The following is a 14,614-nucleotide window of genomic DNA, read 5'->3' as shown; positions in this document are numbered from 1 at the left end:
TTACCAATTAGGAGCAAAAATGAACACTAGAATTGAACACGATACGATGGGAGACGTCGCAGTTCCCGCTGATGCTTATTGGGGGGCTCAGACACAACGTAGTCGGGAAAATTTTAAAATCGGTGGCGAAACGCTTCCTATCCCTCTTATTCACGCCATGGCATTAGTAAAAAAAGCAGCGGCTATTACCAATGCACGCCTAGGACGTATTAAACAAGAACAAGCCACATTAATTGTACAAGCAGCTGAAGATGTTCTTGCTAATAAGTTTAATCATCAATTTCCACTGGTTGTATGGCAAACAGGTTCAGGTACTCAGTCTAATATGAATATGAATGAGGTATTAGCTAATCGTGCCAATGAATTAGCAGGTACAGGCTTAGCTGCCTATCATCCTATTCATCCCAATGATCATGTAAACCATGCTCAATCAACAAATGATTCTTTTCCTACAGCTATCCATGTTGCTTGCGCTCTTGAAATCAATCGACAACTTATCCCTGCACTAACACAACTGAGAAATACCTTACATCAAAAAGCCGAGGAGTTTTCATCCATTGTAAAAATTGGTCGTACCCATTTGCAAGACGCAACACCACTAACTCTAGGTCAAGAGTTTTCTGGTTATGTCAGTCAATTGGATCATGGACTTCAACGCTTACAAGATGCCTTAACAGGTTTATACGAACTACCTCTAGGCGGTACAGCAGTAGGAACTGGTTTGAATAGTCACCCTGACTATGCTCACGATGTTGCTCAAGAACTCAGTCAATTAAGTCAATTGCCTTTTGTGACAGCACCAAACAAATTTGAAGCGTTAGCGGCTCGAGATGCTTGCGTCTATACTTCTGGTGCATTAAAAACAATTGCTGCGAGTCTCAATAAAATTGCTAATGACATTCGCTGGTTAGCCAGTGGTCCTCGCTGTGGCTTAGGAGAGTTGCGTATTCCTGAGAATGAACCTGGATCTTCAATCATGCCTGGCAAAGTTAATCCGACTCAATGTGAAGCAATGACAATGGTTTGCTGCCAAGTTATCGGTAATGACACCACCATTACTATGGCAGGTGCATCTGGTAATTTTGAACTTAATGTATATATGCCTGTTATTGGCTATAACTTACTTCAATCTATTCGTTTACTGGGAGATGCTTGCTTAAGTTTTGATCGTAATTGTGCGGTAGGTATTGAACCAGTCAAAGAGAAAATTGATTACTTTCTACACCACTCGTTGATGCTAGTTACCGCTCTTAACCGTAAAATTGGTTATGAGAATGCCGCTAAAGTAGCCAAAACTGCCTTTAAAAACAATAGCTCCCTAAAAGAAACAGCCATTGCTCTCAATCTCTTAAGTGGTGAAGAATTTGATGAACTTGTCAAACCAGAGGATATGATAGCACCGAAATAGTTGAATTGTTTCTAGTCATTGATTATTAAGCATTTCTCAGGCTAGACCTATGATAGAATTAGACGTTTATATCTGTCATTTTTTAGCCTGAGTTAATTTCATGCTTACATTCCAACAAATCATCTTAACTTTACAGAACTACTGGGGCGAGCACGGTTGTGCGCTTCTTCAACCTTATGATATGGAAGTTGGTGCGGGTACTTCGCATACAGCAACTTTTCTGAGAGCAATAGGTCCAGAGCCTTGGTTTGCTGCTTATGTTCAGCCATCGCGCCGTCCTAAAGATGGTCGCTACGGTGAAAACCCAAATCGACTACAACACTATTATCAATTTCAAGTCGTTCTTAAACCTGCTCCACCAGAAATTCTAGATTTGTATATTGGCTCACTTAAAGCGTTGGGCATTGACCCTGCTGAGCATGATATTCGTTTTGTCGAAGATGACTGGGAAAATCCAACACTAGGTGCGTGGGGACTTGGCTGGGAAGTCTGGCTAAATGGCATGGAAGTGACTCAGTTTACTTATTTCCAACAGGTCGGAGGATTAGACTGTCCGGCAACAACAGGTGAAATCACTTATGGTCTAGAACGTATTGCCATGTATCTACAAAATGTAGAAAGCGTGTATGACCTTGTATGGACAGTTCGCCCCAACGGTGACAAAATTTATTATCGTGATGTTTTCCATCAAAATGAAGTTGAGCAATCAACCTATAACTTTGAATATGCAGATATTGATGTTCTTTTTGCTCATTTCAATGACTATGAAGCACAGGCTAAGAAACTGATGGAACTTGAAAATCCATTAGCCTTACCTGCTTATGAACAAGTCTTAAAAGCAGCACATACCTTTAACTTGCTTGATGCACGCAATGCTATTAGCGTAACAGAACGAGCAACCTATATCGGACGTATTCGTAACTTATCACGTGCTGTTGCGCAGTGTTATTACGATTCACGTGAAAAATTAGGTTTCCCTATGTTAAAGGAGAATAAATAATCATGACGAAACCTTTATTAATCGAATTAATTACAGAGGAATTACCTCCTAAAGCCTTACGCAATCTTGGGCAAGCATTTGCTGAGTCCATAGTAAATGGTTTACTCAAAGCTCACCTTATTGCTGGAGATAACGCTTCTAGTCAATTCAAAAGCTTTGCTACACCTCGTCGCTTAGCCGTTTGTGTTGATAATGTGATTGAACAAGCTCCTGATCAGGATTTTGCTGAAAAATTAATGCCTGTTAAAGTGGGATTAGATGCTAATGGCGAAGCCACGCCTGCGTTAATTAAAAAATTAGCAAGTAAAGGTTGGCAATCTCTTTCGGTCAAAGACTTAAGCCAGGAATCTGATGGAAAACAAGACTATTTAATTGCCAAAGGTACAGCACCAGGTGCTCAATTACACACTCAATTACAAGATATTTTGACTAATGCCATTGACTCATTACCTATTCCTAAAGTGATGCGTTATCAACTAGCAGATGGCAAGACAACGGTTAAATTTGTTCGTCCTGCTCACGCCTTAGTCGCTTTATATGGCAACGATGTTATCCCTATTCATACACTTGGTTTAACAGCTGATAACACCACCCATGGACATCGTTTCATGGGCAAAACGAGCTTTAAACTTACTTCAGCTCAAAGCTATGATGAGCAATTAAAACAAGAAGGTTTTGTGATTGCCTCTTATGACGAGCGTCTTGAAACAATCAAAGCAGCACTAAACAGCAAGGCAGAGGAGTTAAACCTAACTATTGGCGATGACCCTGCCGTTAATGACCTGTTAGAAGAAGTAACTTCATTAGTTGAACACCCAACTATTTATGTTGGTAAATTTGAGGAAAAATTCTTATCTGTACCGCAAGAATGTTTAATTCTCACCATGAGACTTAACCAAAAATATTTCCCTCTATTTGATAAAACAACTGGTAAATTAAGCCATCAATTTTTAATTGTTAGCAATATGCAAGTGCAAGACCCTCATAATATTATTGAGGGTAACGAACGCGTGGTTAGACCTCGCTTGGCTGATGCCGAGTTCTTCTTTAATACCGATAGAAAACAATCTTTAGCCTCTCGTGTCCCACAATTAGGAACAATTGTTTATCATAATAAACTAGGCACACAATTAGCTCGTGTAGAACGCGTTCAATTACTCGCTAAATACATTGCCCAAAAACTGAATGCTAATGTAGAGCATGCGGATCGTGCTGCTTATCTAGCTAAAGCTGACTTGACCTCTAATATGGTTGGTGAGTTTCCTGAGTTACAAGGTGTGATTGGTTCTTACTATGCACAAGGTGACAATGAACCTGCTGATGTAGCTCAAGCCATTGCTGATCAATACTTAGTAAAATTTGACCATACTATTACTTCAAACAATTTAACAAGTGTAGTTCTTTTTATTGCTGAGCGTATTGAAACTTTGGTGGGTATTTGGGGTATTGGTCTTTTACCAACTGGCGAACGTGACCCTTATGCACTACGACGAGCAGCATTAGGTATTATTAGTGCTTTTGATGCTCTTAATAAAGCTAACTACTTCTCCCATACCGATAAATTAACATTGAGTGATTTATTAAATTATGCTCAAAGCTTATTTGCACAAAACGGTATTACTATTTCAAGTAACACAGCAAGAGAAGTACAACAATTTATTTACGAACGCCTACGCAATCAGTTACAAGGACAATATAATCGTTCTGTAGTTGATGCCGTACTAGCACTTAACCCTGAATTGGATGAAGTACTCGCCCGAGTAGATGCTGTTGGACATTTTACTAGCCTCCCAGAAGCAGAATCCTTAGCGGCAGCAAACAAACGTATCGGCAATCTCCTTAAAAAAGTAGACGGTGAAATTGGTGCAGTAAATACTAGTTTGCTCACTGACCCTGCCGAAATCGCTTTAAATGAGAGCATCAATAAGGTTGAGCCTATTGCTCTTCAACACTTTGAAAAAGCAGAATTCACTCAAGCACTACAAAGCGTAGCGGTCACCAAAGTAGCTGTGGATGCTTTCTTTAACGATATCATGGTGATGGCTGACGATATCGCTATTCGTCAAAACCGTTTAGCACTACTCAACCGGCTACATAAAACCATGAATCTTGTTGCTGATTTGTCTAAGTTAGCCCAATGAAGCTCATTGTACTTGATCGAGATGGCGTGATTAACCATGAAAGCGCTGAGTTCGTGAAAACGGCAGATGAATGGATTCCTCTGCCTGGTAGCATCGAGGCGATAGCAAACTTATATCATGCTAAATATAAAATTGTTGTCGCCACCAATCAATCAGGCTTGGGACGTGGATTATTTGATATTCACGCTTTACATGCTATGCACAAAAAACTCCAAAATCTCCTAAAGCCCTTAGGTGCTGCGATTGATGCTTTTTTTATTTGTCCTCATGCACCAGATGAAAACTGTACTTGCCGTAAACCATTACCAGGGATGTTTAATGAGATTAAACGTCGCTATAACATTGAACCGAATGGTATTATCGCCGTAGGTGATTCTTTACGTGACTTACAGGCATCAGCAGCCGCAGGATTTACTCCTCACCTAGTATTAACAGGTAATGGTGAAAAAACCCTAGCAAATGGTGGCTTACCCGAACACACCAAAATAAGCAAAGACTTATTCACGCTTGCCACTGAATTAATCGGGGAAAATTCATGATTTTTTTACGTTCACTCGTATTCGCCATTTATCTGACGATTCTAACGATTATCTTTGGTACATTATCAGGCTTACTTTTTCTTGTTCCGTTCCACTGGCGTTGGAAAATTATTACCCTATGGAACAAAAGCATTATTTGGGGAGCCAAAGTTATTTGTGGGATACGTTATCAACTGAAAGGCACAGAGAATATCCCAGATTATCCAGCCGTTTATTTAGCTAAACACCAATCGGCATGGGAAACGATTGCTCTCCCTATATTTTTAAAGCGCACCAGTACATATGTTCACAAAAAAGAACTAAACTATATTCCTTTTTTTGGTTGGGGATTAGCGAGTGTACAACAAATTGCCATTGATAGGTCTGCACGACGAGATGCTATGCAACAAGTTATGAGCATCGGATCGCAACGTTTCAAAGAGGGTCGTAATATTATTATGTTCCCTGAAGGAACTCGTATACCTGTTGGACAACAAGGACGTTATAAAACAGGAGGCTCTCGATTAGCCACTCATCTTAGCGCTGATGTGATTCCTATTGCCTTAAATGCGGGAATGTGTTGGCCTAGAAATGCATTTATTAAACGACCTGGTCTCATTACGATCTCCTTTGGTCCAGCAATTAATTCAAAAGGACTAACAGCTGACCAATTAAATAAACAAGTGGAACAGTGGATTGAGACTGAAATGCGAGTACTAAATCCAGAAGTCTACACCACCTCTAATCCTTGATTTAATTTTTTTCTATTGAATTATTAGATTTAATGCAACAATTACCCTTTCGCATCAATACCAAGCATGGTGACTTTGAGTATATTATCAAACGCCGCAGATGGCAAAAACTCAGTATAAGCGTAGGGCACAATGGCATTATTGTACGAGCAGCGTTAAGTGAGCCATTAAGTAATATTGAAACTATGTTACGTTCACTCAGTGAATGGATTGCCAACAAAAAAGCTTATTATGAAAGCATTCGCCCTGAAAAAATTAATCACTGGCAAATTAACAATACCATTCAATACCTAGGTAAAACTATTCTACTCAAACCTCATTTCAGTAATACCCCCCCTATTTTTTTAGGTGATATATTAGCCCCTCAAGACAACGATATTTTATTAATTGATATTCACACATCAGCTACCTCTATTAAGCTCGCTTGTCAACAATGGTTGCAAACACAAGCTTTATCTTGGTTTTCCAAACGTTTAATTGCCTTATCTACCCCTCTTCGATTAGAGTATTCACGCTTACGCTTAAGTTATGCCATGAGAAGTTGGGGGCAATGTAATAGCAAAAAGGTTATTGGGCTTAATTGGCGACTCATCCACCTCCCAACGAAACAGATTGATTATGTGATTGCTCATGAGCTAGCACATCTAAAACATATGAATCACAGCAAAGCGTTTTGGCAAGAAGTCGGCAGAATAATGCCTGATTATGAGATACATAAAAAAGCACTTAAACAACAATCATTATTCTTTTTAGAGTAATATCATTTACTATAACTTCATTATTGATAAACAAGTAAAGATTAAACAACAAGACGATTAAGGAATGACTATGCAATTTTTACATACTATGCTTCGTGTGGGTAATTTAGAACGCTCTATTGATTTTTATACTCGTGTACTAGGTATGAAAGTTCTACGCACCTCTTCAAATCCTGAATATAAATATGACCTTGCTTTTTTAGGCTATGCGGCCAATCCAGAGCAAGCAGAGCTTGAACTCACTTACAACTATGGTGTTGATAGTTATGATTTAGGAACGGCTTATGGTCATATCGCTATTGGCGTACCTGATGCCTACGCAGCTTGTGAAGCAGTCAAAAAAGCAGGCGGCACGGTAACTCGTGAAGCTGGTCCTGTTAAAGGAGGATCTACTGTGATTGCTTTTGTGCAAGATCCCGATGGTTATAAAATTGAATTTATTGAAAGAAAAGACATGAACGCTACTGGTAAAGGTTTACACGACTAAATTTACCCAGCAGTCAATCATATAATTATTTAAATATAAACAAAACGATAGCGATTAAGACGATTATGATTATTGTTGTTGCTCCTGATTCTTTTAAAGAAAGCCTTTCTGCTGTTGATGCCGCTACAGCTATCAAAAAAGGTATTTTAATGGCTCAACCTGATGCCGAAGTCTTTTGTATTCCCATGGCGGATGGGGGAGAAGGAACAGTAAAAGCCATTGCTGAATGCACAAATAGTGAGCTCAAATCAGTGAGCGTATGCAATGCTTTAGGAGAAAATATCATTGCCGAATGGGCTCTCATCGACGGCGATACGGCAGTGGTTGAGATGGCATCAGCAGCAGGTTTAGAGCAAATCAGCAAAGACAAACGTAATATCTATACATCGTCAACATATGGCGTAGGGTTATTAATTAAAGATGTTCTAAACTATCCTATTAAGAAACTCATTTTAGGGCTAGGTGGATCCGCCACTAACGATGCTGGTATTGGTATGTTAAATGCCCTTGGTGTTAAATTTTACGATGAACATAATCAGCTTATCCAGGCCTGTTGCCCGAACAATATACACAATATTAGTCGCATTGATATATCTGAACTAGATGAACGTTTAAAAACGGTAAATGTAGTTCTCGCCTCTGATGTACGTAATCCTTTATGTGGAAAAAACGGTGCTTCTCATATTTTTGGCCCACAAAAAGGCGCATCGCCAGAGCAAGTCCTTGAACTAGATGAACGTTTAAATAATTATGCTCAACTAGTGCATCATACATTGCACATTGATTGTCGAGAATATGCTGGAGCAGGTGCTGCTGGCGGACTCGGTTTTGCTGCACTAAGCTTCCTAAATGCCACCTTTAAACCAGGTATTGAGGTTATTGCAGAATACTCCAATCTTGAACACCATATCAAAGAGGCTGATTTAGTCATTACTGGAGAAGGTTGTATTGATGAACAAACTCTGCAAGGCAAGACTATTGCAGGGATTGCTAATCTTAGCAAACGTTATCATAAGCCCCTAATCGCTCTAGGGGGAGCCGTTCGAGGTAATTATCAAGACCTTTATACTCATGGTTTAAGTGCCGCATTTAGTATCAGTAGTGGTCCTATGACCCTTCAAGAATCCATGCATAACTGTTCAACATTACTCACTCAGAAAGCGAATGATTTAATGAGACTTTGGTCAATAGGTAGACAAGTTTAAGCATTAACTAACAGGGTTGAGGATAACTACAATTATTACTCTTACCTATTGATTTACACTAATTTTATTATTACAGTATTCAAACTATTTTTTATTTACCAAAGGAAGGTCTTTTATGGTTTTAATTCTTATTCTGGTGGCATTGATTGCCTTTATTGTGCTTGCCACAACAAAACTTAAACTACACCCTTTTCTAGCCTTACTAGCAGCTGCCTTTATTGCTGGCTTTGCTTATGGTGTGCCTAGTAAAGAAATTGTCAAGCTGATTACTACAGGCTTTGGTGGTTTATTGGGAAGCATTGGTATTGTTATTGCTATTGGTACCATTATTGGTGTCATTCTTGAACGCACTGGTGCGGCTATTACCTTGGCAGAAACAGTCATTAAGGTGATGGGAAAACGTTTCCCAACATTAACCATCTCAATTATTGGTTATCTTGTCTCTATCCCAGTATTTTGCGATTCTGGCTTTGTCATTTTAAACTCACTTAAGGAAGCATTAGCCAAACAAATGAAAGTGTCTCTAGTGGCAATGAGCGTTGCTTTAGCGACTGGTCTATATGCTTCTCATACATTTGTCCCCCCTACTCCTGGCCCAATTGCAGCAGCAGGTAATCTTGGTTTAGAAAATAATTTAGGTCTAGTTATCATCGTCGGTTTGATCGTAGCATTAATAACGGCTCTAGCAGGGTTATGGTGGGCTAATCGTTTTATGAACAAAGACATAGAACTACTCCCTGAAATTCAAGCAGAACAATTAGAAAAAACAGCTCAATTACGCCAAAGTTATGGTGAATTACCCAGTGCTAGCAAAGCATTCACACCAATTCTTTTACCTATCTTATTAATTTGTTTAGGCTCTATCGTTGCCTTCCCAAGCAAACCACTAGGAACAGGTATTCTTGCACAAATATTAGCATTCTTAGGTCAACCTGTAGTAGCCCTCATCGCAGGCTTAATTTCTTCATTCTTCTTATTAAAAAGTAGCTCAAAAGCTGATGAATTTAATAAAGTGGTGACTGAAGGGATTATTCATGCTGCACCGATTTTATTAATTACGGGCGCTGGTGGTGCTTTTGGTGCCATTTTAAAAGCAACCCCTTTAGGTGCTTATTTAGGCGAAACCTTATCCGCATTAGGCATTGGTATTTTTATGCCATTTATCGTAGCTGCAGCACTAAAAACAGCTCAAGGATCTACTACAGTAGCCCTAGTTACCACCTCTGCCTTAGTTGCACCTATGTTAGGTCAATTAGGACTTGATTCTGAAATGGGTCGTGTTCTCACAGTAATGGCTATTGGTGCTGGCGCAATGACTGTCTCACATGCTAACGATAGCTTCTTCTGGGTAGTTAGTCAGTTTAGTCGTATGAAAGTAGCCACAGCTTATCAAGCTCAAACGCTAGCAACCCTTGTTCAAGGTATTGCCGGTATTATTACGGTATGGCTATTAAGTCTAGTATTACTCTAGACTAGACCAATTATGAACTTACTCGTATTTGTTAGCCATGCTGTAAGCTTATAACCTTTGAGTTATACATGATAAAAAAGCAACGAAATTTCGTTGCTTTTTTATTAACTATCCTAGCTATTAATGTAACCTAGAGATTCTAGTGTTCCAATTTATGATCCACACAAAAATCAGCGATACGAATAAAGTCTAATACGCTTAACTCTTCTGCCCTTGCAGTCTCTGGGATACCTAAACCAGTCCAATCAATTTGCCATGCCTTTAGACTTCCTCTTAGCATTTTACGTCGTTGGGCAAATGCCTGACTAACTAATTGAGCAAATAATTTCTCGTCTTTGGCGATAGGCCTATCCTCACTAAGTGGAATCATTCTGACTACAGATGACATTACTTTCGGAGGTGGATCGAAACATTCAGGAGGCACGTCAAATAATGAGTACATTTTATAGCGTGTCTGTAACATCACAGACAGTCGTCCATAATCTGCACTACCTGGTTCTGCTACCATACGATCAATCACTTCTTTTTGTAGCATAAAATGTTGATCTCTAACCTTATCAGCAGCTCCCATTAAATGAAACAATAAAGGACTAGAAATATTGTAAGGTAAATTACCCACAATACGAACCCCTTGCTCGAACTGATTAAAATCCACCGTTAACGCATCTGCCTCAATCACGGTTAATTTCTTGGGACTATACGTATTACGTAATCGAAAAGCCAAATCCCTATCGATTTCAATAACAGTGAGATGATTTAATTTCTCAAGCAATGGTAATGTTAACGCTGAAAGCCCTGGACCAATTTCCACAACAGTATCATCCTCACTCAAATTAAGTGAACGGATAATATTGTCAGGAATACTTTGGTCAGTCAAAAAATGCTGACCAAATCGTTTACGTGCAATATGTGCCATATTAGCGAGTCGTTTTTTCACCCGTTAAGCGATTATCGATATATGCTTGTGATCTAAGTTGTTGCACCCAATCCCTCAGCACATTTTCTGCTTGTTCTTGATACAATGTTTCATGTGCCAAGTCTCGACGAATACTGGCTTGTTTATCCTCAGTGCGGCGATCTAATACTTCAATAATATGCCAACCAAACTGACTACGAACTGGTGCACTAATTTGTCCTGGCTGTAAATTTGCCACGGCTTGCTCAAACGCTGGGTCTGCTTGTCCTGGTGAAATCCAACCAATATCCCCTCCAAGTGATGCAGAAGAATCTTGAGAATATTTCAGAGCAACATCTGCAAAAGGCTCGCCAGCATTAAGTTTAGCGGCAATCTCATCAATACGAGCTTTGGCTTGAGCATCAGAAAACACAGGCGTAATACGTACTAAAATATGACGCACATTAGACTCTGTCACATTAACAGGACCTGCCTGTTTAGCGGCTTGTTCTCTTGGTGTTAATTGAGGTTGTGGTGGATCAGGTAAACGAACACTCACTACACGGCGTGTTTCATTAATTACACCACGTCGTTCTAATACTTTCAGGATATGAAAACCATTCGGTGCTTTAAACACTCCTGTCGTACTACCATCCCTCACTTTTTTAGATACACTCATAAACAAAGCCGGCCAATCCTCATTCATCCGAATACCTAGATTACCACCTTGCGATGCTTCTGGAGCGTCTGAGTATTGGCGAGCAACACTTGCAAAACTTTGACCACCACGAATCTTAGATAATGCTTCATTGGCTTTTTTACGTGCTGCCTCTACAACCTCAGCACTTGAACCGTCAGGGACTCGAATATAAATATGTTGGAAAGCTATCGCTTTTGCATCAAAACTTCTTTCAACAACTTGGCGTTTTTCGTAGCGCGGCTCATAGGCGACAGGTTTCTTATAATCAGCATATAGCCCTGTTGGATGCTGAATTAAAAATGCATCAACATCTCGTTCTGTCACATTCACACGTGCACGCACAACCTGAGAACGAAGCTCTTCCATTTTCATTTGTTGTTTTATGTTAGCCACGTACTCATCCCAATTGATACCATGCTGCTTAGCTGCTTGCTTCAATTGCTCAACAGTCAAATTATTATCTTTTGCGATTGATTGCAGGCCTTGCTCAAGCTGCTGATTGGATATCTTAATATTCATTTGATCGGCATGAGCATTCATAAGATGTTCATCTATCAATAATGATAGTACTTGCTCTGGTGTTGCTTGATTACCCGACACCCTCATCGCTGCCATACGATTATTTAACTCTCTTTGTGTAATCACATCTGTATCTACAATAGCAGCAATACCATCAACAAAATTCCCTTGTCCTTGCTTATTGCTATGAACCTGTTTAGTAGAATGGTTTTTTTTAGCCAAAACTTCTGGAGAGCTTAGAAAAAAACCTGGTATTGCCATTAAGGCAATTCTTAACCAAGTATTATTAAATTGCATTTTTATTCATACCTTTCAAATGGTGATTTAACCGTTTCAGGGGTTTTAACATTCTGATATCCTGGGATGCTGTTTCTTAAGACACTCAATGGATCTGAGCCAATACCACCTAGTCCATTTAATTCTACTTGTAAAAATACTGCAGAATTTGATTTTGTCTTAGAGACAGCATACCGCTGGAAAACAACCCTAGCTGTTGTACAGCATTTATCGTTATATTCTAACCCAATGATAGATTGCGTTGAACGTTTTTCGTAAAGAGAATAATCATGCCTCCCTACGAGATAATATTTATCCGTAATCGGCCACTGACCAGCAATACTAATATTTTCCTTACCATTAAGTTGATAACTATACTGTTGATCTGTTCCCTCAATCAAATAAGGCTCTCGTTGATAGCGATAAGTCAATGATAAAGAAGTAAAGTTTTTAGGAAACCAACGCAATGAAGCATATGTCTGGGCTAAACGATTATCATAGGTATCCAACTGAGCTCCTACCTCGGTATTCAATGTGTCTGTGAGTGCAACTGACATATTCGCTAAGAACTCAGAGCGACTCTTCTCCGCATATCGTTCTCTAACACGCTGTGTATCAATATAATCATACCCACCCAAGAATACTCGGGGTTTCGTAAAATAGAATTTCTGTGCGACTTGAATTGCCATGCGCTCCTTGCCTGTGTCTTCATCCAACCAGCGTGAGGTCAATCCCAATGTCACTTGATTGGCATCATTAATACGATCCCATCCCCCCACATATCTATTTTCACTAAAAGCAGTACCAAAATTAAAGTTACTCACACTAGTATCATAAATAGGAATATCTGACTGATATCTATAAGGAATGTACAGATAATAGATGCGTGGCTCTAGCGTTTGAGTACGAGACTTACCAAATAAGGCCGTTTTACGTTCAAATGTCATTCCTGCATCTAAAGACATAATAGGTAAGACTCGAGATTGATTTTTGTACTGCGTTCCTGCTTGGCTTCGAATAAAAGGAGTACCATTAGGATAGGTATATTGTGTATACCAATCTGTTGTGTAATGTGATGCATGTAAACCAATTTTAGGCTTAATATACCACCCTGGTCTAATAATGGGATAAGTCACCTGTGTATAAGAAGAGTATCTCACCCCATCCGCTTTGTAGTGACCTCCAAAATCATAATTCGGGTTCCAAGAGGCACGATAATACTTCTCATGTGTTGGATGAACAAAACGTGTAACAGTAGCTTGTGTGGTCACATCAAATCCACCCCAATCATAACGTTCACCTTTCAACGAAAGCTCTGGCACTCTTTCGTACTGATAATAATAAATAGGATTATCTGGATTGGTTAGATCGTGCAATGATTGATATTTCTGTACACTCAAATAGCCCGACCAATAGTTATAACCACCAAAAGACAAGGTAATATTCTTATCCAAAAATGTTTCTTGAGCGCGATTAATTGCAACAGCACTAAAATCACGATAATAATCACTATCCGATACGCCTGAATAATTTGCCGTTAAACCAAAATTTAATCCAGCAAATTCACCTAATTTTTGTCTATGTGTCCAATTAATTGACCATCTGTTTCGGTGTAATTTACTATCAGAAGGCATATACGTTCCAGATAATTGTCCACTTAGTGATGGTCTTAAATAACGGAACTCTCCTCCTAGCATAAAACCTCGTTTACTATAATACGATGGCGTGAAAGTTGCATCATAATTGGGAGCAATATTCCAGAAAAATGGTAAGTTCCAACCAAAACCTGACCTTGAGGTCATAGAAAATGTAGGAAATAACCATCCTGTTTTACGCTCTTTTTTAATTGTAAACTCTAGATGAGGTGACCAAAATACTGGCACCCCTTTAATATAAAGCGTACCGTCCTTAGCGATTCCCTCATTTTCATCATCGTAAATATTAACTTCTGGTGATTTGATATACCATAACTTATTATCGCAACTACAGCCAGAGTAGAGAGCATCATCCATTCTCAAGTGATTTTCATCTACAATTTCGGCAAATCTTGCTTCACCTACACCACCACTTAGAATACGATACACTGGAGAATTAATCTCACCTGTTTTTTTATCCACATTATATTTTAAGCCTTCTCCCACTACTCTTGAGCCATCCCGAATCAACCGAGCATTGCCTTCTGAAACAACTTCCCCTGTTAATCGATTATAAGTAATACGATCTCCTTTCAGAATAGCGTCAGGACGGCGCACTTGAGCATCACCAGTCAAAATAATGTCATTATTGTTATTAGTAACTTTAAACGTTGCACTATCCGTAAACGTTGTCTGATTATTCTTATCTTGTTTAATAAGTTGTAAGCGTGGACTTTCTTGCAAACGCAGACCATTATTATTTGCAATGCCAAATGTGGTCACTTGTTCAGCATATGAACTCACCACAGGCAAAAACAGTAGAAACGATAAGGTCAATTTTTTTCGCACA

General features: G+C 39.2%; 12 protein-coding genes. 9 read left to right on the top strand and 3 right to left on the bottom strand.

Annotated features, from left to right (window positions below):
• Nucleotides 1-19 precede the first annotated feature (19 nt).
• The 9 genes from fumC (at nucleotide 20) to BQ4443_RS07400 (ending at nucleotide 9,740) form a co-directional block, all read left to right on the top strand.
• Complete coding sequence (gene fumC, locus BQ4443_RS07440; protein WP_023951497.1) at nucleotides 20-1,408, top strand: class II fumarate hydratase; 1,389 nt, start codon at nucleotides 20-22, stop codon at nucleotides 1,406-1,408.
• A 100-nt stretch (nucleotides 1,409-1,508) separates the two neighbouring features.
• Entirely contained in the window at nucleotides 1,509-2,408 is a 900-nt protein-coding gene (gene glyQ, locus BQ4443_RS07435) for a glycine--tRNA ligase subunit alpha (protein ID WP_023951500.1), read from the top strand.
• A gap of 2 nt (nucleotides 2,409-2,410) precedes the next feature.
• Entirely contained in the window at nucleotides 2,411-4,549 is a 2,139-nt protein-coding gene (gene glyS, locus BQ4443_RS07430; RefSeq protein ID WP_071058498.1) for a glycine--tRNA ligase subunit beta, read from the top strand.
• Nucleotides 4,546-5,088 carry a D-glycero-beta-D-manno-heptose 1,7-bisphosphate 7-phosphatase gene (gene gmhB / locus BQ4443_RS07425; protein ID WP_071058497.1) on the top strand — a complete coding sequence of 181 codons (543 nt, stop codon included), beginning with the start codon at nucleotides 4,546-4,548 and terminating at the stop codon, nucleotides 5,086-5,088. The genes glyS and gmhB overlap by 4 nt, the downstream gene beginning before the upstream one ends.
• A complete protein-coding gene (locus BQ4443_RS07420; RefSeq protein WP_071058496.1) occupies nucleotides 5,085-5,819 on the top strand; it encodes a lysophospholipid acyltransferase family protein in 735 nt (244 codons plus the stop codon). Before gmhB ends, BQ4443_RS07420 begins: the two co-directional genes overlap by 4 nt.
• A gap of 32 nt (nucleotides 5,820-5,851) precedes the next feature.
• Nucleotides 5,852-6,577 (top strand): M48 family metallopeptidase, encoded by a 726-nt coding sequence (locus BQ4443_RS07415; RefSeq protein ID WP_071058495.1) that lies wholly within the window; start codon nucleotides 5,852-5,854, stop codon nucleotides 6,575-6,577.
• A 70-nt stretch (nucleotides 6,578-6,647) separates the two neighbouring features.
• Complete coding sequence (gene gloA, locus BQ4443_RS07410; RefSeq protein ID WP_023951511.1) at nucleotides 6,648-7,064, top strand: lactoylglutathione lyase; 417 nt, start codon at nucleotides 6,648-6,650, stop codon at nucleotides 7,062-7,064.
• Nucleotides 7,065-7,129: 65 nt separating this feature from the next.
• On the top strand, nucleotides 7,130-8,269 hold the full coding sequence (locus tag BQ4443_RS07405; RefSeq protein WP_071058494.1) for a glycerate kinase: 1,140 nt from the start codon (nucleotides 7,130-7,132) through the stop codon (nucleotides 8,267-8,269).
• 115 nt (nucleotides 8,270-8,384) lie between these two features.
• The gene (locus tag BQ4443_RS07400; protein ID WP_071058493.1) at nucleotides 8,385-9,740 is read left to right on the top strand and encodes a GntP family permease; all 1,356 of its coding nucleotides are present in this window, start codon (nucleotides 8,385-8,387) and stop codon (nucleotides 9,738-9,740) included.
• A gap of 139 nt (nucleotides 9,741-9,879) precedes the next feature.
• Here the strand turns inward: BQ4443_RS07400 and rsmA are convergent, their stop codons facing one another.
• From rsmA to BQ4443_RS07385, 3 genes are read right to left on the bottom strand one after another with little or no spacing between them, the layout of a single operon-like run.
• Complete coding sequence (gene rsmA / locus BQ4443_RS07395; RefSeq protein WP_023951518.1) at nucleotides 9,880-10,656, bottom strand: 16S rRNA (adenine(1518)-N(6)/adenine(1519)-N(6))-dimethyltransferase RsmA; 777 nt, start codon at nucleotides 10,654-10,656, stop codon at nucleotides 9,880-9,882.
• 1 nt (nucleotide 10,657) lies between these two features.
• A complete protein-coding gene (locus tag BQ4443_RS07390) occupies nucleotides 10,658-12,151 on the bottom strand; it encodes a peptidylprolyl isomerase (protein ID WP_071058492.1) in 1,494 nt (497 codons plus the stop codon).
• 2 nt (nucleotides 12,152-12,153) lie between these two features.
• Nucleotides 12,154-14,613 (bottom strand): LPS-assembly protein LptD, encoded by a 2,460-nt coding sequence (locus tag BQ4443_RS07385; protein ID WP_256330942.1) that lies wholly within the window; start codon nucleotides 14,611-14,613, stop codon nucleotides 12,154-12,156.
• Between the last annotated feature and the right edge of the window lies 1 nt (nucleotide 14,614).

Origin of the sequence: Pelistega sp. MC2 (genome assembly GCF_900099475.1) — a bacterium.
In the GTDB taxonomy this organism is placed as follows: domain Bacteria; phylum Pseudomonadota; class Gammaproteobacteria; order Burkholderiales; family Burkholderiaceae_B; genus Taylorella; species Taylorella indica.
This window is presented reverse-complemented; position numbering and strand designations above follow the sequence as displayed.